The following is a 21841-nucleotide window of genomic DNA, read 5'->3' on the forward strand; positions in this document are numbered from 1 at the left end:
AGAGGGCTATGAAGATTAAAAAAAAGGATTTAGCAAATCTTGAAAAAGAAGCAAGAAGAAAAGAATACATAAATATGACAATAGGAGTTATTTTAATTGCACTTGGAATACATTTGTTTTTGGCTCCTAACAATCTAACTTTAGGTGGGGGAGCAGGGCTTGCAATAGTACTAAGTTCGATATTTCCTATATCAACAGGACCACTACTTGTGATTATAAACGTGGTTTTATTTATTGTTGGGTTTATCTTCCTTGGTCCTTCCTTTGGGAAGCGTACTATAGTTGCATCGATTGGACTTTCTTTGTTGGTATGGGCGCTGGATATATTTTTCCCTATTAATGAACCGATAGTTGACAATCTTTTTATACAACTTGTAGCATGTGTGCTTATGTATGGTAGAGGGGTTGCAATGGTTTTAAATAACTATGGCTCTACAGGGGGATCAGACATATTTGCAAAGATTTTAAACAAGTATTTTGGTCTTGACTTAGGTAAGGGATGTTTAATAGTTGACTTTGCAATAACTATGTTTGCATGGTATCAATTTGGTACAGAAATTGCTCTTTATTCACTTGTGGGAGTTGTACTTAATGGAACCATTATTGACAACACTATAAACGGACTTAACACTTCAAAACTATGTTTTATAAATACATCCAAACCAAAAGAAGTATGCAGCTTTCTTACAGATAATCTAACTCGTTCAGCAAACGTATATAAAGCTGTAGGCGCATACACTGGACTTGAAAAGGATGTTATTCAAACTGTCGTATCAAACAGGGACTATATTATTTTAAAGAGATATATAAAAGATCTTGACCCACTTGCCTTTATAGTTGCGGCGTCAGCTTCAGAGACACTTGGTTGGAGATGGAGAAGTATTATAAGATAGACGGAGATGAAAGTTTCCGTTTTTTTATTGGGCATTTATTAAATTTTATACCTGCTTTATCTATGCTATAATAAAATGGCTGAGGTGATAATGTGATCGTTGTAGAAAATAATAGTGTAAATCCTTCTTATAACCATGCACTGGAAGAATATTTTTTTAATAATTATGATGATGACATCTTCATAATTTGGAGAAACAGACCGACGGTGTTACTTGGAAGGAATCAAAATATATATAAAGAAGTAAACTTGGATTATTGTATTGAAAATGGAATTGATGTGGTTAGACGACCTTCAGGAGGAGGCACAATTTACTGCGATTTGGATATTATACAATACAGTTTCATAACTAAGGAAAGAGAAGGAGACTCTTTTAGATATTTTACAAAGCCAATTATAAATACTTTGGCGAAGTTTGGAATAGATGGGGAGTTCACGGGAAGAAATGATCTTGTGATTGAAGGCAAAAAATTTTCTGGGAATGCTCAATATCACAACAAGGGAAAAGTACTACATCACGGTTCAATTCTTTTTGGTGGCAACGTTGAAGTGATGAAACATGCCCTAAGACCAAATCCATTAAAATTTGTTGGAAAAAATGTTTCTTCCATCTCCAGTAGAGTGGGGTGTCTAAAGGAATTGTTAGACATGTCTGTAACTGAGTTTATGGATGAAATTTCTAAAACCGTAATGGAAGACTTTGAAATTACAAAATTTATAAAAATTGATAGAGATATTGACAGAGAAATTAGAAAAATTGTAGACAACAAGTACGGTTGTGACGACTGGAACTATGGAAAGAATCCAAAAGCAAACATAAAGTATTCAGTAAAACACGACTTTGGAATAGTTGAATATGCTATTGGTATAGAAGAGGGCATAATAAAAGAGATGAAGATGTATGGAGATTTTTTTGGAATGGAAGATGTAAAGTCTCTTACAGATAAGCTTCAAGGAATAAAGTTTTCAGAAAAACATTTAAGAGACGCTCTAAAAGACGAAGATATTTCTTGCTACATAACAGGACTTTCAATAGAAACCCTAATCAAAGACCTGTTCTATAAAGATTTGATTGACAAAGAATTAGTTGCAAATGAATAAGGATGGTGACGTTTTGAAAATAAAAAGAAAACCAGAATGGATGAGAATTAAAATTCAAGGTGGAGAAAAGGCTGCAGAAGTTAGAAATCTAATTTCCGATTTACATTTAAATACAGTTTGTTCAGAGGCTAACTGTCCAAATAGGATGGAATGTTTTGAAGCAAGAACAGCTACATTTATGATTCTTGGAAGTAGATGTACAAGAAATTGTAACTTCTGTGATGTTATTCATGGAACTCCAGACATGGTAGACAAGGAGGAGCCAGCACATATTGGAGAGGCGGTAAGAAGACTTGGACTTAAACATGCAGTAGTAACATCAGTTACAAGAGATGACCTTCCAGATGAAGGAGCTACTCAGTTTAGAGATGTTATTAGAGAAATAAGAAAGAAAAATCCAGGCACAACTGTGGAAGTATTAATTCCAGACCTTCATGGCAAAGAAGAATTTATGGATATAATCTATGACGAAAAGCCAGACGTGCTTAACCACAATATCGAAACAGTTCCATCACTATACAAGAAAGTAAGACCAGGAGCGAATTTTGAAAGATCATTAAAAGTTTTAGACTATGCAAAGAAAAAAGGTCTTGTTACAAAAACAGGTATCATGGTTGGTCTTGGCGAAACTGAAGAAGAGATGATAGAAACATTTAAGGCACTTAGAGAGATTGATGTAAATATGCTTACCATCGGTCAATACTTAAGACCATCACTTGATCACTTGGAAGTTGAAGAGTATATAACACCAGAACAATTTGACAAGTACAAGGAGATAGCTTTAGACATGGGCTTTAAAGAAGTTGCATCAGGTCCATTTGTAAGATCATCCTACAAGGCAAAGGCTATAAAATTAGATGAATAAAAAGAATTATTATATAGAATTCGAGAAGGTGATTAGGGAGATAGATTTAGAAAATCCTCCCTCTTTACTTTTACACTCCTGTTGTGGTCCATGTTCCACATCGGTTTTAGAACTGCTCAGTGACTACTTCAAAATTACACTGTTATATTACAATCCAAATATCTATCCAAGAGAAGAATACTATAAAAGGCTGGAAGAGCAAAAAAAGGTTTTAGAAAAGGTTAATGGAAGATTTGAAATTAAATTTTTAGAAGGAAGGTATGACCCTGCAGAATACTTTGATGCGGTCAAAGGAGTGGAACAACTTCCCGAAGGTTCACAAAGATGTTTTAACTGCTATGAGCTTAGACTAAAAGAAGCGGCGCAGTTTGCAAAAAATTTAAACATGGATTACTTTGCAACAACCCTTTCAGTAAGTCCATACAAAAATGCACAGATAATAAACAAACTTGGAGAAAAAATTGCACAAGAATATGGAGTTAAGCATTTACCAAATGACTTTAAGAAAAAAGATGGATACAAAAAGTCGGTGGAACTTTCAAAGGACTGGAACATCTATAGACAGGACTACTGCGGATGTCCATTTTCAAAAAGAGAAGCTGAAGAAAGAGAGAAAAAATAATCTCTCTTTTTTAATTATTACAATTTGTCTAAGTCGAATAAATAAAGTTTTAATAATGTATAATAAAGTCAGGAGGGCAATATGAAGATATTTATTGTAGAAGACGAAAAGAAAATCTGTGAAGAATTACAGTTTCAACTTCAGACCTGGGGATATGAAACAGGTACAGTTAAGGACTTTAAAAATGTTGTGGAGGAATTTAAAGAGAAAGACTATGACTTGGTGCTAATGGATTTAAAACTTCCATATAAAAATGGATTTATATTTTGTGAAGAGATTAGAAATTTTTCAAATGTGCCAATAATCTTTTTAACTTCCGCCGGTGACGACATAAATTTAATTAACGCCATCAATTATGGTGGAGATGACTTTTTAGCAAAGCCATTTCAAATGCAAATACTTCGTTCGAAAATAAAGGCGCAGCTTCGCCGTGCATACACATTTAACAAAAACTCCAACTCACAAATAAAACATGGAGACGTGGCACTGGACCTTGACGCTATGACAATAATATATAAGGACAAAGAACAGCCACTAAGCAAGAACGAATATCTAATTTTGGAAATACTTATGGAAAATATCGGCCGAGTTGTAACAAGGTCACAAATTATGGATAAGCTTTGGGCAACAGACTCTTACATTGACGACAACACCCTTACTGTAAATGTGACAAGGCTTAGAAAAAAGTTACAAGATGTGGGAATAGAAGACTTTGTGGAAACTAAAAAGGGCGTAGGTTATATAATAAAATGATTGATTTTTTTAAGATAAATAAAGGCTATGTAATATCATACATAATCATGTGTGTGGCAAGTGCATTGGTGTTCTTTGCCTTTGAAATAGATTTAAAAATAATCGCCTACTACATGGGACTGTCACTATTTTTTCTGTGTATCCCCATGATAATAAGGTATTTTATATTTAAATCAAAACTTAACTCAAATGAATATGTGGTTTTAGATAAGAACACATTAAGTTTGAAAAATAAAAAGGCATACGTAGAACTGGAAAGGGAAATGATTGAAATAAACAGTAGAAACCAAAGTGATTTAAGGGATTTAAACTCATACCTAACACTTTGGGCACACCAAGTAAAGACACCACTGGCGGCAATTTCCCTTATGGCAGAGAGAAGTGCAGAAAGTTCTGTGGAGCTTGAAGTGCAAAAGACAGAAGAATATATTAGTCAGATGATAAACTATATGAAGTCCATGGAAAAATCAAAGGACTACAGCTTTAAGAAAGTATCACTTGAAGGGGTTGTGAAAAAGACCATTAGAAAGTATAGACTATTCTTTATTGAAAAGAATTTAAAATTGATTTTAGATGTTAAAGACATTGAAATAGTCACAGATCCAAAGTGGTTTAGCTTTGTGTTAGACCAAATTGTGTTTAACTCACTTAAATACACAAAAGATGGCTATATAAAAATTACAAATAGTGAAGACACTAAGGTACTTGTTATAGAAGATAGTGGCATAGGTATTCCAAAGGAGGACTTGCCAAGGGTTACTGGCTTTGGCTTTACAGGCGAAAATGGCAGAGAGTTTTCAAACTCCACAGGCATTGGACTGTTTTTAGTTAATGATATACTTCATAAATTAAAATATGATTATGTAATTGAGTCAGAAGTGGGAGTTGGAACGAGGTTTAAAATTAATTTACAAAGAAGAGAGCTAATAGAAGATTGAGAGTGAAGTTCCTTCGCTCTGTCATTCTGAGCGAAAAAATCCCAGAGGAATTTTGCAGTCGAAGAATCTCAAGAAAACAAATAGAATTGTTAAAATAATAAAGACTGAAAAAGAAAATCTTTAAAAACACATTACCAAAACAGGAAAATCCAAAAGATTTTCTTCCCCTTTCACAACGGGGTCTCGGGGCTGGCCCCGAGTCGTTGGGAGGTAAAGGGGGTTCCCAAGGGGGAAAGGAACGTACGAAACGGTTCCTTTTTCCCCCTTGGTGGAATAATAAAGCAATAGAAATAATAAAATAATAGGTCACAGACCTACAAAACAAATCAATAAACTTTTACCGAGATTTTCTTAGAAAATCTCGAGGTCGCCTTCTGACACTTTTCTATTGGAAAGTGAAACGAGATCGACATTTGACCTACAACGAAGACTTCGTCTTCTGTTAGGTCAAGAATACTTCGACTCGCTGTCGCTCGCTCAGTATGACAATACTGGACAACCTAAACCTCGTAGGGTGTAACCCTACATAACAACCCCCTCTAATCTTACAACTTGTAAGTTTAGAAAAAAACTGTAAGGTTAAATTTGGGATTAATTCCAAAAAAAACTATATTATAATCTCAACGAAATATTAGGAGGTTAAAATGAATATTCTTGAAGTAAAGAATTTGAAAAAAGTTTATAGAGGAAAGAAGACTTCGGTAGAAGCCCTTAAGGACGTTAACTTTACAGTTGAAGAGGGAGAGTTTGTTGCAATTATGGGAGAGTCTGGTTCTGGAAAGACTACATTACTAAATATTATTGCAACTGTAGATAGCCCAACTTACGGAGAGGTCAACTTAAAGGGTGAGAGCATTTTTAAAAAGAGTGATGAAGAAAGAGCCGTCTTTAGAAGAAATAATTTAGGTTTTGTGTATCAAGATTTCAATTTACTAAACTCATTGAATAACAGGGACAATATCTATCTTCCACTGGTGCTTTCAAATGAAAAAATATCTCTAATGGAAGAAAGGCTTAACAAAATTTCAAAGGAGTTAAGGATAGAAAGGCTTATTGACAAGTATCCATACGAAGTGTCTGGAGGACAAAAACAAAGAGTTGCCATAGCTCGTGCCATGATAACAAATCCAAAGATTTTACTTGCAGATGAACCGACAGGAGCTCTTGACTCAAACTCCAGCATGGAACTCTTAAATGTGTTTGAGGACTTGAACTTAAACGGGCAGACCATACTAATGGTAACCCACTCCACCATGGCGGCAAGTCGTGCATCAAGGGTTCTCTTTATAAAGGACGGAATAATCTTTCACGACATTTACAAAGGTGATATGAATAACGACCAGATGTATAAAAAGTTAGTTCAAACACAAATGATGTTACTTGCGGGAGGTGGAAGCCTTGAAGAAGCTGGAATTTAAAGTAGCCCTAAGTAATATCAAGAACAACAAGCTTATATACATCCCATATATCTTTGCATCATCAATTTTTGTATATATCTACCTTTTACTTTTGAACTTGGACGGTTCCGAGTTTATTAAAGAAAGTGAAGGGTCAAGAACCATATTTATGGTACTGGGATTTGGAACATGGATTATAATGGTCTTTGCAGTACTGTTCCTACTATACATTAACTCTGTCCTTAGAAAGAGCAGGCTCGGTGACTTGGCACTTTATTCCATGATTGGTGTTTCAAAAAAGAGCATTGGCAAAGTCATTGCCATAGAAACTTTTTTAACCGCCATTATATCGATGATTATAGGAATAGTTACAGAAATTATAACCTATCCATTAGTGTTGAGGATGGTTGTTAAAATACTTGATGTAAAAGCTATTGACGTGTTTTCAGTAAATAAGTTTTTTATTTTTGAAACAGTTAGAATTTTTATAATAATCCATTTGGTTTTAGGTTTTATAAATATCATCTCCACAAGAAAGCTAAATCCAATTGAGCTTATGCAAAAGAGTAGGGAGGGAGAGAAGGAACCAAGGGCAAATATTATTGGAATAGTTATAGGTATGGCTCTTTTAATCTTTGGTTACTATCAGGCCCTATCCACAGACTCCATATTTACAAGTATAAAAATATTTTTTGTTGCAGTAATTGCAGTTATAATTGGAACTTTTTTTCTCTTTGGCTCAATATCAGTGATAATTTTAAAGGCGTTAAAGAAAAATAAAAGAGTTTATTATAAAGAAAAGAATATGAACTTTATCTCAGGACTTTTGTTTAGAGTTAGACAGTCTTCCGCATCCCTTGCAAGCATCTGCATAATCTCCACAATGTTTTTAGTTGTGTTTACTTGTCTTACGGGAATGTTAAAGAGTAGAGATGTATTTTTAGAAGATGCCTTCCCGGCTGACTACAATATAAGTTATTATGCCTTTGATGACCAATTGGAGAAAGATATAGAAGGGGAATTACAAAAACTTTCAAAAGAAACTAATATGCCTATAAAGGATATTAAATCTGTAAAGACAATTAAGTTTGAAACCAAAAGTGAAAAGGAAAACTTTACACCAAAGCTATATGTAGATGGGTTGGAACAAAAAATGGAAGATAACACCGACTTAATCAGTGTAGTTGACATAGAAGAAATGAATAAGATTTCAGAAGAAAAGTATGAGCTTAGTGACGGAGAAGTTTTAATTTACTCAAACAAGAAAAAAACTTTCGAAAACTTCCATATGGGAGATTTAAATTTCAAAGTAAGAAACTTAGAAGAAAAACCAAAATATATTTCAGATCCTGCCCAAGGCCTATTTCACAATTTAATTATTGTGACAAAGGATACTAAGGCATTTACCGATGAAATCGATAAATTGATTAAAGACCATGAAGATAATGGAAGCTACCATAAATTCACAGACATTTTTATCGACTTAGTTGACAATAAAAATGTAAAGAGCAGTTTTTATAATGGAATCGGTGAACATATTGTTGTAGGCCAGATAGACGGAAAATATGAAGCATCATTTGGAAATGGCATAGCATCAAGACAGGAATTTAAAGAAATCTACAGTGGAATCTACATTGTCTCCACATTGCTTTCCATAATATTTATAATAACCACTTCAATAATAATATTTTACAAACAGATTTCCGAGGGAATTGAAGACGGAAAAAATATTTCTATTATGAAAAAAATCGGTATGAGCAATAGACAGATTAAAAACCAAGTGGGAAGACAAAACTTTTTTATGTTCTTTGCACCACTGATAGTTGCCCTTTGCCACACCATGGGAGCGTCGAAAATAGTCTTTGACATCGTAAAGATAGTAGGAGTTATGGACAAGACGACATTTATTAAGTCCACCGCCATTGGCATGGGAATATATCTTGTGGTTTACTTTGTAATGTTTAAGCTTTCAACAGTGGTGTATTTAAAGATGGCAAAGAGATATGAAAATAGATAATATTAAAAGAGCGAATAAATTTCGCTCTTTTAATATTTGTTTTTGGTCAGTAGGGTTTTTCACCCTATTACCTTTTTTTATTTCTAGTATATTATCATTTTTTATTCCACCAAGGGGGAAAAAGGAACCGTTTCGTATGTTCCTTTCCCCCTTGGGAACCCCCTTTACCTCCCAACGACTCGGGGCCAGCCCCGAGACCCCGTTGTGAAAGCGGAAGAAAATCCAAAAAGATTTTCTTTTGGTTTTGTAATTGTATTTTGAAAGATTTTTATCCTTATTAGAAATGTGACTCCCCGCTTTGTCATGTTGAGCGAGCGAGAGCGAGTCGAAACATCTCCGAGCGAAGCGAGGCTATCCCTACATCATGAAGCGAACTTTTTAGTATGGAATGTTATCATCTTATATACTTTTTTATTTCCATGTATCTTTTCAGCTCCGCGAGATTCTTCGACTTCAATTTTTGCTATGCAAAAATTTCCGCTCAGAATGACATGCAGGAAAGATAATCACTATATTTCAGCGAAAGCATGTCGCAAATTTTAATCTAACTTTTATTTATTGTTATGCAATATCTTTACAATCTTTTCCGCTGCGTTTCCACTTCCATAAATATTTTCTTCAAATACTACATCGTCATTACTCATAATATGTTTATAAATATCTTCCGGAGCGGAAAGCATATTTATTCCCTTGTCCGTAAGTTCTCTCCATGAAGTGTCTTCCATAACTACTACTGCACGCTTGTCGGCAAAGTAGGATTCTTTTTGAAATCCACCGGAGTCTGTTAAAACCATTTTACATTTTTCTGTAAGACCCATTAGGCTTAGGTAGTCAATAGGGTCTAATACTTTTACATTTTCAAGTAGTTGAGACAGACCGAACTTTTCAACCCTCGACTTTGTTCTTGGATGAATTGGAAACACCACTGGAATCTCCCTTGAAACCCTGTCAACCTGTGTAAGGATTTCTTCTAAAGTCTCTTTTTTATCCACGTTGAAGTCCCTGTGTAGGGTCATAAGTATAAATTTATCTTCTTCCAGGGACAGCTCCTTCATTAGTGAGTCGTCAAAGGAAGGTCTCATCCTTAAGAAGATGTCATACATAACGTCTCCAGTGAAGTAAACATTATTTGTGATGTTTTCCTTCTTAAGATTTTCAAGGCCATATTCGCTTGGAACAAATAAAAAGTTTGAAATTCTATCGGTAAGAACTCTATTTATCTCTTCCGGCATTGTCTTAGGTTCCTGTCTTAGGCCTGCTTCAATATGGCAGACACTTATACCTAACTTTGACGCTGCAATTGCTCCCGCCAAGGTGGAGTTGGTGTCACCGTATAGGATTAAAAGGTCCGGCTCTTCCTTTAGTAAGATTTTTTCTATTTCAATAATCATATTGCCGGTCATTTCGCCATGGGTCATGCCATTGATGCCTAAGTTGTAGTCGGGCTTTTTCATCTTTAGCACGTCAAAAAATACTCCCGACATATTTTCGTCATAATGTTGTCCAGTGTGAACAACAACTTCTTCAATATCATCATATTTATTTATTTCATGTTGCACAATGGCCTCTTTTACAAACTGAGGTCTTGCACCTATAATTGACATAATCTTCATTTACTTAGATCCTCCTTTACCTTCGTTGCCCTTGCAGTCCAAGTGTTTCGTGGAATAATTTCCCTTGTGTTTCTCGTCTTAATTTCGATTTCATTTTTGTCTTCGAAAAATTTTATAAGTAAATTTTTTAGTTCATATGATGAGTAGGGCAGTACCCAACCAATATCATTTTTTTCTACAAAGTTAGAAACGGCAGAGCCTTCGACGGAAAGAATTGGCTTTGAGTACTTAATATATTCAAAAAGTTTTACTGGAATTGCAAAGTCCCAATACTTTATTGGCTTTACAAAAAGCACAGCTATGTCTGATTCTTTTAAGTATGGAGCATAACCAGAAGGACCTTCATGAATAATTTTAACCCTTTCATTTAAGTAAGGAGAATATCTGTCTTTAATGTTTTTCCATTCATCTTCCCTTGTGCAAACTGTGACCGTTACAAAATCAAGGGAGCTTACAGCTTTAAAGAACTCATCCAGTTGATAAAGTTCTCCCATTCCACCAACATAAAATAGTTTTAATTCTTTGTTTTCAGTTTTTTCATATTCTATTTCTTCATCTATGGCTGGGGGAAGCTCTTTAAAATTAAGATTTTGATTTATAGGGATATAGTTTTTCATCTTCAAACTTGGCAAGTAGATTATATCCACAAGGTCAACATACTTTTTCAAGTCGTATTTATAAAAATAAGTTGAAATTGCTCTTTTCAAAAATGAAACATTGTTCTTGTATTGTTCAAAGAGCCAGTGTATATCTCTATAAAAAAGTCCAATCTTTATATTTTTTGATTTCAAATATTTAAAGAAGCCAAAGTCTAAGTTTGGGTACTTAGGTAAATGATTATTTTCTGTAAGTAGTGTTGGCATGGTGGAGCTTTCGCTGTAGCAAAAGTCATATAAAACTCCCTGTTCAATATTTTTTTTAATATTTTCTATTTGAGTCTTTCTTTCGGCGCCATAGCCCATAACCACATCAACATTGAATCCAATCTTTTCAAAGGCTTCAATCATCTTATATGGTCTTATATTTGAACCACTTAAATGGTTTTTGTCCGCATAAAACGGAATGTGAAATATAATATTTTTATTCATAATAATCCTTTCTTTCCGTATGATTATAACATAGCCTTTCAAAATTTACATTAAAAAAGGACAATCCGAGGATTGTCCTATAGTCTATAAATCGACTTTGTTATCTAACATATATCTGGTTAAGAAGTAATATACTATACAAAGCACTGTGAATAGTACTGCTGCTGCAAGGTTAAAGGATAAAAACATATCTTGAGGAGGACCCTGTGCAAACATATCAAAACTTCTTTCAACTAATTCAATTCTCTTAAAGAACTCAACTCTATATGGCACCATTAGGTTTATAAAGTATGATGCTATTGAATGTGCAATAGAGAAAGCTAAATAAACTAATAGCCAAAGTATTCCTGAGTTTGAATTTTTAAACACTGCCTTTGTAAATGTTATGGAAAAGTATAATAATACAAAGGAAAAGATGCTTTGTAAAAACTGAATAACGGCTATAATTATCACATGGCTAATATTTATTTCTGTATTGGTCAATGCCATACTAATTGATTTTATAACTGCTTCATGAATATTTGGGATTAAGAACTTTGAGAAAAAGTAAAATCCTGCTGTTATTGTTACATTTAGTATTATTGTCCATATTATTATGTTGATAAGTTTTGAGTTTAAGAAGTCCTTTCCATCTATTGGAAGGGTAAACTTAAGTAGAGATTGGTTGTTATATAAATCTCTTTTGTAGTTTGAAACAACATAAAATATAAAGCATATCAATATGGCAGTAGCAATTATTACTGATACTATCATTGTTATTGGAAAGATTAGACCATTATCATTAACTGTGTTAAGTCCTGGTTCAAGATTATCGCCAGTAAAGGATTTAATTCCTAAAATTAATAGACATGAGGCTATAAATCCACCTACTATAAGATACAAGAAGTAGGACGAAGCCTTTTTAAATTCATATTTTAAAAGTTTTCCCATTGTAAACCTCCAAATACTCTTTTGTATTTTTCTTCTATAGAAGAGCCATCTCTTTCTCTAATATTTTCTGCTGTGTCAAAAAGAGCTATCTCTCCGTCTTTAATAAATATTACTTGTTCAAAGATGTTTTCGATGTCCTTAACCAAGTGGGTTGATATAATCATAAGACTTTCCGGCGCAATATTATCTATTATGGTGTTTAAGATTTCGTCCCTTGCCACAGGGTCAACTCCTGCAATAGGTTCGTCCATAATATAAATCTTTGCCTTTCTTGAAAGGACCATGGCAAGGTGAAGCTTTTCGTTCATGCCCTTTGAAAGTGAAGAAATCTTTTGACTTGGATTAAGTCCAAGGCTTTCTAAAATCTTTACAGATTTTTCTCTGTCGAAGTCTTCATAAAAGTCCGCATAATATTTTATGCAATCAGAAATCTTTTTAAAAGTGTATAAGATCTCTCTGTCTGCAAGGTAGGACACAAATGCTTTTGTAGTCTTTCCTGGTTTGAAGTCATCAAGTAGTACTTCGCCTTGGTAGGTGTTGATAAGCCCTGCGATAATTTTTATTAGCGTTGTCTTTCCAGAGCCGTTAGGACCTAAAAGACCAATTACCTTACCTTTTTCTAAAGATAGATTTATGTCTTTTAAGGCGTAGTTGCTACCATATTTTTTATTTAATTCTCTTATTTCAATTAGATTGCTCATGTGCCTGCCACTCCTCTTCTAATAAATTGAAACACTCTTCTTTATTAAGTCCAAGGCTTTTTATTTCGTTATAGAAATTTGAAATAATCTCTCTGCCTTTAACGACATTTAATTCTTTTAATATCTTTTCATCTGATGTTATAAAATTTCCAAGTCCTCTTTGAGAATAGATAATCCCTTCGTTCTTAAGTTCTTGAAAGCTTCGTTGAACAGTGTTGGGATTGACCTTTAAAACGGAGGACACATCCCTTACAGATGGAATCTTTTCGTTAGGTTTAAGTTCACCTCTTATAATCTTGTACTTAAAGTAATCCATAATTTGTACATAGATAGGTTGAAAATCATTAAATTCCATAAAGCACCTCCTGCTGTGTTATCTTAATAATACAGCAATATGATAGGAATGTCAATATTTTTATTCTACATATAGATTGTTTAAGTCCTTTGAAAAGTCTGTAAACACCTTAACGCCATTTTCAATTAAATCCATTAAGTATGTTACATCTTCTTTTTTTATTATGTCACCTTTTTTTAAATATATATTTCCAGGTGGATAGATAATAATATTTTCCTTTAATTTTTTTCCTTCAGACTTTGAAAGTGAAGATGTATTTTCTTTATTTATATTATCATAAGTTATAAAATCCTTATAGTCCTTCAGATTAAAAGATTTTATTGCTTTTGAAAGTGCTTTAAAATCTTCCTTTTTATCCATCGGGCTTGTAATTAAAACCATAATATTTTTTGTGATCATCTCAATATATATTCCCTGTTCTTCAAGGTGATGACGAAGATAAACTGCGGGGAAAGAGGTTTGTAATATTATTCTTGAAAAATCTTGTTCCAAATCTTTAGAAAAGGAAGGATAAAATACAAAATCCAAGTCCTCAATAGACTTATAGAAGTCATTCACATAATTTTTTAAATCTTCAAACTTTTTTTCGCCACACTTTGTCATATAGGCGCTACTTAACTCCAAAGACATCATAAAGATGTAAGAGGGAGAAGAGGTCTGAAGTTTTTCAATCATAGATAGGACCTTTGCAATATCTTCGTCACTCATATTGTAGCCAAAGTTTATGACAGATGTCTGTGTAAGTGCTGGCAAGGTCTTATGAAATGAGTTTACTGAAAGACTTGCTCCAAGTTCCATTGCATCTACAGTCAAGGCACTATGGTATTTAAGATGTGATCCATGGGCTTCGTCCACAAAGAGATACACATCATTTTCATTGCAGTACTTTGCAAGCTCTCTAATATCTCTTGACAGTCCAAAGTAGTTTGGTCTTGAAAGAATAACCATCCTTATGTCTCTATCATTTTTTAAAACCTTTAAAAATTCTTCTTCTGCAATTGGAATTTCAAGTCCAGTCTCAGTTTTTTCGTGTTCCAAGATAATTGGAACAAGTTCATTAAGTTCGATTGCATTGTAAACGGACTTGTGACAGTTTCTTGCAATTAAAACCTTGTCTTTGTGATTTGTCAGCGCCATTATGCCTGCAAGAATCCCAACGGTGGTACCATTGGTAAGATAAAAAGATTTTTTTGAGCCTCTTTCCTTGGACAAAAGCTTTAACGACTCTTCAATAATTCCATTAGTGTTATATAGGTTGTCAGAACCGTTGATTTCGGTGAAGTCAAGTTGTAGTAGATTATCTATAATCGGTTTATAGAGTTCATCAGCATGGCCCTTGTGCCCAGGCATGTGAAATCTTATTTTGTCATTGTCTTTTAGTTTTAACAGTCCCGACAGTATTGGCGTATTAAGTTTTGTCATTTAATTTTCCTTTAACATCTTTTCAACTTCCGTGTATATTGCACATTCCGTTCTCTTCTTTTGCATTTCACAGCCGACAGCATAAGGCTTATGGATATCACCATTAAAGTTATATGCATTGGCATGACATCCTCCAGAGCAGTAAAATTTGTTCCAGCAGTCCTTACAGTCTTCCTTTTCAAATACATGGGCTGAGCCAAATAGTTCTTGTGTTTCTTTAGGCATTGTAAAGTCTTCGTCTAAGATATTGCCCATTTTAAAATCTTCGTTACCTACAAATTGATGGCATGGATACACGTCCCCTTCTGGAGTAACAGCCACATATTCACATCCGGCGCCACAACCAGAAACTCTCTTTAAGATACATGGGCCCTGGGTTAGGTCCACCATAAAGTGGAAGAACTTAAAATGGTCACCTTCAACTTGAAGCTCTGCGTAGGTCTTTGCATAGTCTTCATATTCCTTTAAAATAACTGGCAAGTCCTCTTCTGTAATTGCATATGGATTGTTGTCTGGGTCCACGACCGGCTCAACGGAAGATAAATTAAAGCCTAAACTTCTAAAAAGTTCCAAGTCCTTTGAAAAGTCCAAATTATTTTTGGTAAAGGTTCCTCTAACATAGTATGACTTCTTTCCTCTTTTTGAAATTAGCTTTTGATACTTTGGAACGATTATGTCATATGAGCCCTTGTCATTTAAAGTTGGTCTCATCTCGTCATTAACTTCCTTACGGCCGTCAAGACTTAGCACCACATTGTGCATATTTTCATTTATATAGTCGATGATTTCGTCATTTAGTAAAACTCCATTGGTGGTTATTGTAAAACGGAAGTACTTTCCATTTTCTTCTGCGATTTTATTTCCGTACTCTACAAGTTTTTTCACAAGGGGGAAGTCCATAAGGGGTTCGCCACCGAAGAAGTCAACTTCAAGGGCCTTTCTTGAACCAGAGTTTTCAACAAGGTACTTTAGCGCTTTCTTGCCAACCTCTTCCGTCATATATGCCTTGTGTCCACCAAAGTCCCCTTGGGATGCAAAACAGTATTTGCACTTTAAGTTACAGTCGTGTACCACATGAAGGCACATTGCCTTTAAAACAGGTTTTTTATTTTTAATTGCATCAAAGTCGATGTAGTCGTCGGAGGAATAAAGCAGTCCATTTTTCTCCATGTTTTCAATTTCGTCATAACAGTCGGACACGTCAGTCGCATCGTACTTTGAAAGTAATTCTATTATCTCTTCCTTATTCTTATCTTTATAGTAGTCTAAAATATCAAAAGAGATGTCATCAAATAAGTGAACAGCTCCACCGTTAACATCAACTACGATATTTCTACCATGCATTTTATATTTATGAATCATAAAATCTCCTTCAATAATCTATTTAAATTTATAAAGTAAAAAAGGGATGAAATTAATCAACCCCTTCTCAGTTATCTGTTTTCGTTTTCACACTCTTGGTTACCTACAGTACAAGAAGTCTTGCAAGCAGATTGACAAGAAGTTTGGCATTCTCCACATCCACCTTTACAAGCAGATTCTTTAAGAGAATTACCTGAAATAGTAATAATATGTTTTTCCATTATGTACCTCCTCATTGGTCTTATTATAACATATAAAGATAAGGGAGAGAAATAAAATTTTTAGATTGTGAGAATTTGTGGAAAGAAAAGACAATCCCATTTGAAAAGGGATTGTCTCATAAAATTATTTGACTTGATTCAATTTCTCATCTTTATTTAATGCAAATAGCATTAACAATATTAACCAAACCATTTTGTTGTCAAGAATACCATATCTTGAACTTATAGAAATGTCCCCAAGCACTGTTAAAGCGATTAGAAATATAAAAAGTGTATCATAGGGAACTATTTTTCTTATTTTAAAAAGGTAGACAGGTATTGAAATAAGCATTAAAAATGTTATTATAACTTTTATTATTCCTCCGTCTAAGAGATCTACTAAAATAAAGTTATGTGGATCTAATGTGTTTTCGGGAATTTTTTTCCAATATTTCATATTTATTATTTCACTATTTTTCTTTTCGTTATATATATCGAAATGCGCAGAAGAACCTTTACCAATAATTTTATTTTTTAAAGGATAATCCTTATATGAGTTTATAGCTAAAGTCCAAATTAGTTCTCTTTTATCCAAAGTGTGTAAGTCATCTAAAACTTCTGCTGTTCCTTTATCTACAGAAAGACCTTCTCCACCTTGTCCCATAGTTGCTGAGAGAATCTTTTCTGTAGTAATAAATGTATAACTTGAAATTATCAAAACAGTAACTAAATAAGTTGTTATTGCTCCGACTATATAAAAAGAAATATTTTTCTTTTTGTTTACAGAATTTTTGTAGCTATCTACTAAAAATGCTATAAACAAAATTAATATTATAATATTCATCATACGGCTTGTTCTTCTGGAAGCAGTAAGGTGTATAGTTGAATAATATAAAATTGTAGTTATAAACATGGTAATGTTCTTGATTTTTATGTTTTTTATAACCCTTGAAGCCAAAAACATTGAGCTTAGGAATCCAAAAAACAGAGCCATACTGAATTTGTTATAATCAATTAAAAGAGACAATCTTCTAACATACATAGTAGTTCCAAACATAAATTCATAAACCCAAACATATATAAGTAGTATTAAAGAAGCTCCTGAAATAAAAGCTAAAATCCAATTTAATGAGTTTTTAAATTCAGGTGAATGAATCATCAATATTGATAAAAATAATATTGCAAGCATGGATACTATAGTTACATATTTCCATAAGGAAATATGGACATTATTAGTGTACGATAGGCTTATAATATCAAAAATTATATATATAGCTATCATCACAACTAAAAAAGAAATGGGTTTTACACTTTTTCTTAAAGCGTCAAAAATATACTTTAGGGTGTTTTTTGGGTTAGTAAAAAGAGAAAACAAAAATAATAAACCAGCAGATAACAGAGTTATCTTATATGGAGTAATAAAACTGTAAATTTGCATATTCGAACCAATTTCGGCAACGACAAATAAAATGCTTAACAGTACTAAGCTTGAATAAACAAATATAAATTTTTTATTTTCAAACAAATTTTTTTTCATTTATTACCTCGATTCTCTAAGTTGTTTAGGTAGTAAAATGTCATTTAGGATATTGAATTGTTCAAACTCTTTGAAAGAATGAATGCTTGTTCTAATACCATCTTTTTCAAGAGTTATAGAGAAAATTATTTTTTTGATTCCCATATCTGTGCTATCGAGATTATAATTTATTAGAGCGTGGGTGTTGTCCCAATTTCCGTTAAAAATATCCTCAATAGTCAAGTCCTTATATCTCTCTATGTCTTTATCTATTTCAAGTTTTGTAAACAATTCTTTAACTTCATCATTTTTTATGTCATCATACTCTTTAAGGAATACATAAAATTTATCTATCTCATTGTATCCTACAAAGTTAGATATTTCTTTAAGTTCATCAGTTATTTTTTTATAGTCAAAGATATGGATAAAATTATCACTTTCAGTTAATGGAGATAACTTTTGAACATAATCTTTGTCATCAGTTATAACTATTTCATTATTTAATGATGATTTTATTTTACCGTTTTCTTCGATGTAAAAACTTTGTATTGGTTTATCGTCTCTTTCTACATAGTCCGTAGCGTATCTTTTTTCAAAACCATCATCCTTATAAAAAAGTTCATATCTTTGTATATTTGAATAATTTGATATCAAAGCTTGTTTTTGCAAGTCTTTTAATCTGTTTTTTTCTTCCTCAGTTTTTTCCTTTTTCTTTTTATTAAGCAAGGTATTTTTGAATATTTCAGAAAATGTTTCGTTTTTAACTTCATTTGCTTCATCAAGTTTAGGATTTATTTTAGATACAGTTACTGAAAAACTATTTTTCTGAATATAATTGTCTATCTTGTTATTAGCTTGGTCAACCATTTTGAATAATGTATTTAAATCTAATCCCGCATTAGGTTTAACGACATTGATTGCGAAAAAAGAAAAAATGACGCCAAGAAGTAATGTATATTTTAATTTTTTCAAAATTTCTCCTCCTATAAAAGCTCTGTATTCAATTATAAATAGTAACTCAAAAAGTTACAAGCAAAAAAAGGCTCCAAAAGTTACAAAAATATTAAATTTTCAAATCATTAATCTGTAAAATGTAAAAAACAAATCCATTTAAATTGAAACAGAAAAATGGAAAAGAAATATTTACAGAATTATAAGATAATGTTATAATAAAGATGGATGAACTATAACGTTTATCCGAATATATTGAGGAGGTATAAATGATGAAAATTCTAAAAAAAGTAATGGCGATAATGCTGGCGATTTTATTAGTATTGCCTGCTATGAGTATGTCTTATGCTGATGAAGAGAATCTTAATGAAGAAGTCTTAAACATTGCGGAAGAATTCTTAACAAATTATTGGATTCCATCTAATGAAATAGATTATTTCGATTTAGAAAATCGTTTTCTAAATCCTTCAAATAACCTTTTCAATAAAGAAATTGAAGCCAGAGTAAGTTTTTCTAATTTAAGAGTAAAGGTAAATAAGGAAAATGGAGGAAATGTAATTGGTCATGAATTACATCAAAGTAAGAACATGACCTGTGAACAAGATGGAAATATATATACTGTAAAGGCAAATTGCGAAATAATATATTTATTTAAGGAAGAGGATAACTCTATAAGTAGAATCAGCTCTGAATTAACTGATGTTATTTTAAAATTTGAAAAAACAAACGAAGGATTAAAATTAATTGACTTAGTAGATCCTATTTCTTGCTATTTTAACAAAGACGTAGGAATAAATGGGCTCACAGAAGAGAAAGAACCATACTCTATAGATCCCACAACAGATTTACAAAAGGATGCACAGTCTTTAAAAAGTACAAAACCAGCTACCACTGAAGAAGACAAGGAATTAAATATTCAAAAAGCAGAAAAGGTTTTGGAAAAAAGAGCTTTAATGAATTTGAATTCTAATCATGAAGAAGATTTAAATGATGTAGAAATAATGCCGTATTCTTCTATTAGAAAATTAGATAGAACAAAGGCTAGAAACTATGCGGTAAAATGGGCGACAACACCTCCATACTGCGATTCAAGTAGATATATTCATATACCTACAAAATATCCTGGAAGTTATGATTGTGCAAATTTCGCTTCTCAAGTTTTGCATGAAGCAGGAGCACCATTTACAGGTACGGATATATCGAAAAAGAGTTACTCTAATGAATGGTTTGCTATGAACAGGGGAAATGATTATTCTCAAACATGGGGTTCAGCTGCGATGTTAAAAGAATTTCTTATTATGAATAGAAAATCATACCAAAAGACAGGACCTCAATATTGGAGAGGTACATGGTTTGATAGAGGAGAAGATAACACTTTATATCCTGGAGATTTAATATTTCTATGCTTAACTACAGGTCCCAATAATGGAACTGCTAAACATACATTAATTTGCTCTAAAGAAGGAGGAAGAAACAGAGCTTTATATTGTTCTCACAATTCATATGAAAAAGATCAACCTCTTTGGAGAAAATTAAATAATAATGTATATCCACGAGCAGTTGGATTAAATCTTGAGTATAGGTACTAAGTACAAATTAGAGCAAAAAATGAAAAAGATTATTATATTTATTTGCACTGCGTTGCTTTTATCTGGATGCACAAAAAAATCTAACTTAGAATTATTTGGATCACGATTTGATGAAATAAAAGAAAGTGATGCAAATTATGCAGAAGTAAAAGAAGAAATAGAAAATAGATACATTGATATTTCAGTTTCAAACAGAGAAAGAGATGACATAGCTGTTGAAAAGTTAAAAGCCTTTGACTTTTTATCTAAAGAGGACTCTCCTAAAATGTTTAAGAATGAAAAAGGTTCAATTGTAGTTCTTGACGCTAAGGACAAGTTGGTCTTCTATCATAAGGGCAATGGCGATGCTGATTTAAAACTTAAAGACATAATGGATTCAAATTTTTTAGAAGAGGGATATGACAAGGTTAATGAAATAAAAAATGATAATTGCAATAGAGTTTTATTAACAGGTTCTAATAAAACCATAACTAATTACTTAGACTCCTATGAATTTATCTTTGATGGCGAAAATGTAACTGACATTGTAAAAAGAAGGGAAGGAGTTCTAAAGGAAGAGCCAAAGGTTTTAAGTTTGGATGATGTACTTGATAATCTGTTTAAAGAATTAGGTCAAAGTGACTACAGTGACATTAAACCTGAAGATATTGACAAGGGCAATTGTGAGTTACTTGTTACAAATATGCTTTACGAGAGCTTGAAAGTAAATGGGGAAGAAATTATAACTATGGGAACTCCTTCAGAAGATTTAAAAAGTGAATTTGGAAACTTGTTTTATAGAATACCTACTAAGGACAATGAAAAAGTATTTTATATAGATCCATTTTCTGGAAAGTGGATAGCGAGCTTTGACAAGGGCATGTTAGATAATTAAAATAAATGAGAGCGGCGATAACGTCGCTCTTTTAAGTTATATATAATGAAGGAAATAAAAAAGAGTAAAATTTTAAAAAAAATTGTGAAAAACTTTGAAAAAGACTTGCATTAATGTCTTCTGTCGTATATAATGTATGAGTGTCAAAAATAGGAAAAGCGTAGAAACGGTAGGTTGCTGAGGTTTCTCAGGGAATTTCCGTGGAGTAAGTCTGGCATGATTCAGGCGAAAAAGATTACTTGGACCGAAAGGTCTTTTAAAAAATGTTGACACGATACACCCGGATGGGTTGACGCCGAAAGTAATCAGACGCTTCCAAAATTTCAAGGAGGTGCCTATAATGGCAAAACAAAAGATAAGAATTAGACTAAGAGCTTATGACCATGAGTTAATCGATCAATCTGCTCATAAGATTGTGGACGCAACTAAGAGAACTGGTGCACAGGTTTCAGGACCTATTCCTCTTCCAACTGAAAAGGAAGTTATCACTATCTTAAGATCAGTTCACAAACACAAAGATAGTAGAGAGCAGTTTGAGCAAAGAACACATAAAAGATTAATCGATATCGTGGAACCAAACCAAAACACTCTTGAAGCTTTAAAGAAATTAAATCTTCCTGCAGGTGTTGATATCGAAATCAAGCTTTAATCTTAG

The 21841-nt window shown here is 32.9% G+C and carries 21 protein-coding genes; 11 read left to right on the forward strand and 10 right to left on the reverse strand.

The features are described 5' to 3' along the window. Positions 1–8 precede the first annotated feature (8 nt). The 8 genes from BN2746_RS03930 to BN2746_RS03965 all read left to right on the forward strand — a co-directional run bounded on the left by BN2746_RS03930 (position 9) and on the right by BN2746_RS03965 (position 8585). Entirely contained in the window at positions 9–893 is an 885-nt protein-coding gene (locus BN2746_RS03930) for a YitT family protein (protein WP_082420200.1), read from the forward strand. Positions 894–985: 92 nt separating this feature from the next. Beyond that, the gene (locus tag BN2746_RS03935) at positions 986–1993 is read left to right on the forward strand and encodes a lipoate--protein ligase (RefSeq protein WP_055078553.1); all 1008 of its coding nucleotides are present in this window, start codon (positions 986–988) and stop codon (positions 1991–1993) included. Beyond that, entirely contained in the window at positions 1986–2858 is an 873-nt protein-coding gene (gene lipA, locus BN2746_RS03940; RefSeq protein WP_077064927.1) for a lipoyl synthase, read from the forward strand. The genes BN2746_RS03935 and lipA overlap by 8 nt, the downstream gene beginning before the upstream one ends. After that, on the forward strand, positions 2851–3480 hold the full coding sequence (locus BN2746_RS03945) for an epoxyqueuosine reductase QueH (protein ID WP_055078554.1): 630 nt from the start codon (positions 2851–2853) through the stop codon (positions 3478–3480). The genes lipA and BN2746_RS03945 overlap by 8 nt, the downstream gene beginning before the upstream one ends. 81 nt (positions 3481–3561) lie before the next feature. After that, complete coding sequence (locus BN2746_RS03950) at positions 3562–4233, forward strand: response regulator transcription factor (protein WP_055078555.1); 672 nt, start codon at positions 3562–3564, stop codon at positions 4231–4233. Continuing rightward, on the forward strand, positions 4230–5171 hold the full coding sequence (locus BN2746_RS03955; protein ID WP_055078556.1) for a sensor histidine kinase: 942 nt from the start codon (positions 4230–4232) through the stop codon (positions 5169–5171). The genes BN2746_RS03950 and BN2746_RS03955 overlap by 4 nt, the downstream gene beginning before the upstream one ends. Positions 5172–5815: 644 nt before the next feature. Beyond that, positions 5816–6589: an ABC transporter ATP-binding protein gene (locus BN2746_RS03960; protein ID WP_055078557.1), complete on the forward strand. Its 774-nt coding sequence runs from the start codon at positions 5816–5818 to the stop codon at positions 6587–6589. Next, positions 6570–8585 carry an ABC transporter permease gene (locus BN2746_RS03965; RefSeq protein ID WP_055078558.1) on the forward strand — a complete coding sequence of 672 codons (2016 nt, stop codon included), beginning with the start codon at positions 6570–6572 and terminating at the stop codon, positions 8583–8585. Before BN2746_RS03960 ends, BN2746_RS03965 begins: the two co-directional genes overlap by 20 nt. Before the next feature lie 551 nt (positions 8586–9136). On the opposite strand, the gene wecB is transcribed toward BN2746_RS03965, so the two are convergent. The 10 genes from wecB to BN2746_RS04010 all read right to left on the reverse strand — a co-directional run bounded on the left by wecB (position 9137) and on the right by BN2746_RS04010 (position 18744). Next, positions 9137–10198, reverse strand: a complete 1062-nt coding sequence (gene wecB, locus BN2746_RS03970) for a non-hydrolyzing UDP-N-acetylglucosamine 2-epimerase (RefSeq protein WP_055078559.1) — start codon at positions 10196–10198, stop codon at positions 9137–9139. After that, complete coding sequence (locus BN2746_RS03975) at positions 10195–11286, reverse strand: glycosyltransferase family protein (RefSeq protein WP_055078560.1); 1092 nt, start codon at positions 11284–11286, stop codon at positions 10195–10197. Before BN2746_RS03975 ends, wecB begins: the two co-directional genes overlap by 4 nt. 84 nt (positions 11287–11370) lie before the next feature. Next, positions 11371–12216, reverse strand: a complete 846-nt coding sequence (locus BN2746_RS03980) for a hypothetical protein (protein ID WP_055078561.1) — start codon at positions 12214–12216, stop codon at positions 11371–11373. After that, a complete protein-coding gene (locus BN2746_RS03985) occupies positions 12201–12917 on the reverse strand; it encodes an ABC transporter ATP-binding protein (RefSeq protein WP_055078562.1) in 717 nt (238 codons plus the stop codon). The genes BN2746_RS03980 and BN2746_RS03985 overlap by 16 nt, the downstream gene beginning before the upstream one ends. Further along, positions 12901–13272, reverse strand: a complete 372-nt coding sequence (locus BN2746_RS03990) for a GntR family transcriptional regulator (protein ID WP_055078563.1) — start codon at positions 13270–13272, stop codon at positions 12901–12903. The genes BN2746_RS03985 and BN2746_RS03990 overlap by 17 nt, the downstream gene beginning before the upstream one ends. 60 nt (positions 13273–13332) lie before the next feature. Further along, on the reverse strand, positions 13333–14694 hold the full coding sequence (locus BN2746_RS03995; protein WP_055078564.1) for an aminotransferase class I/II-fold pyridoxal phosphate-dependent enzyme: 1362 nt from the start codon (positions 14692–14694) through the stop codon (positions 13333–13335). Continuing rightward, positions 14695–16056 carry a thioether cross-link-forming SCIFF peptide maturase gene (scfB, locus tag BN2746_RS04000; RefSeq protein WP_055078565.1) on the reverse strand — a complete coding sequence of 454 codons (1362 nt, stop codon included), beginning with the start codon at positions 16054–16056 and terminating at the stop codon, positions 14695–14697. A 71-nt stretch (positions 16057–16127) separates the two neighbouring features. Then, entirely contained in the window at positions 16128–16277 is a 150-nt protein-coding gene (scfA, locus tag BN2746_RS08790; protein ID WP_077064928.1) for a six-cysteine ranthipeptide SCIFF, read from the reverse strand. A gap of 124 nt (positions 16278–16401) precedes the next feature. Continuing rightward, entirely contained in the window at positions 16402–17793 is a 1392-nt protein-coding gene (locus tag BN2746_RS04005; protein ID WP_055078566.1) for a hypothetical protein, read from the reverse strand. Positions 17794–17796: 3 nt separating this feature from the next. Continuing rightward, a complete protein-coding gene (locus tag BN2746_RS04010) occupies positions 17797–18744 on the reverse strand; it encodes a hypothetical protein (protein ID WP_055078567.1) in 948 nt (315 codons plus the stop codon). Between the two features lie 248 nt (positions 18745–18992). Here BN2746_RS04010 and BN2746_RS04015 point away from each other — a divergent pair, with 248 nt between their 5' ends. The 3 genes from BN2746_RS04015 (at position 18993) to rpsJ (ending at position 21835) form a co-directional block, all read left to right on the forward strand. Next, positions 18993–20312 (forward strand): amidase domain-containing protein, encoded by a 1320-nt coding sequence (locus BN2746_RS04015; RefSeq protein WP_055078568.1) that lies wholly within the window; start codon positions 18993–18995, stop codon positions 20310–20312. Between the two features lie 19 nt (positions 20313–20331). After that, positions 20332–21186: a membrane lipoprotein lipid attachment site-containing protein gene (locus BN2746_RS04020; protein WP_055078569.1), complete on the forward strand. Its 855-nt coding sequence runs from the start codon at positions 20332–20334 to the stop codon at positions 21184–21186. Positions 21187–21526: 340 nt separating this feature from the next. Then, entirely contained in the window at positions 21527–21835 is a 309-nt protein-coding gene (gene rpsJ / locus BN2746_RS04025) for a 30S ribosomal protein S10 (RefSeq protein WP_055078570.1), read from the forward strand. Positions 21836–21841 lie beyond the last annotated feature (6 nt).

The sequence above is a fragment of the Lagierella massiliensis genome, assembly GCF_001407835.1.
GTDB classification, from domain to species: domain Bacteria; phylum Bacillota; class Clostridia; order Tissierellales; family Peptoniphilaceae; genus Mediannikoviicoccus; species Mediannikoviicoccus massiliensis.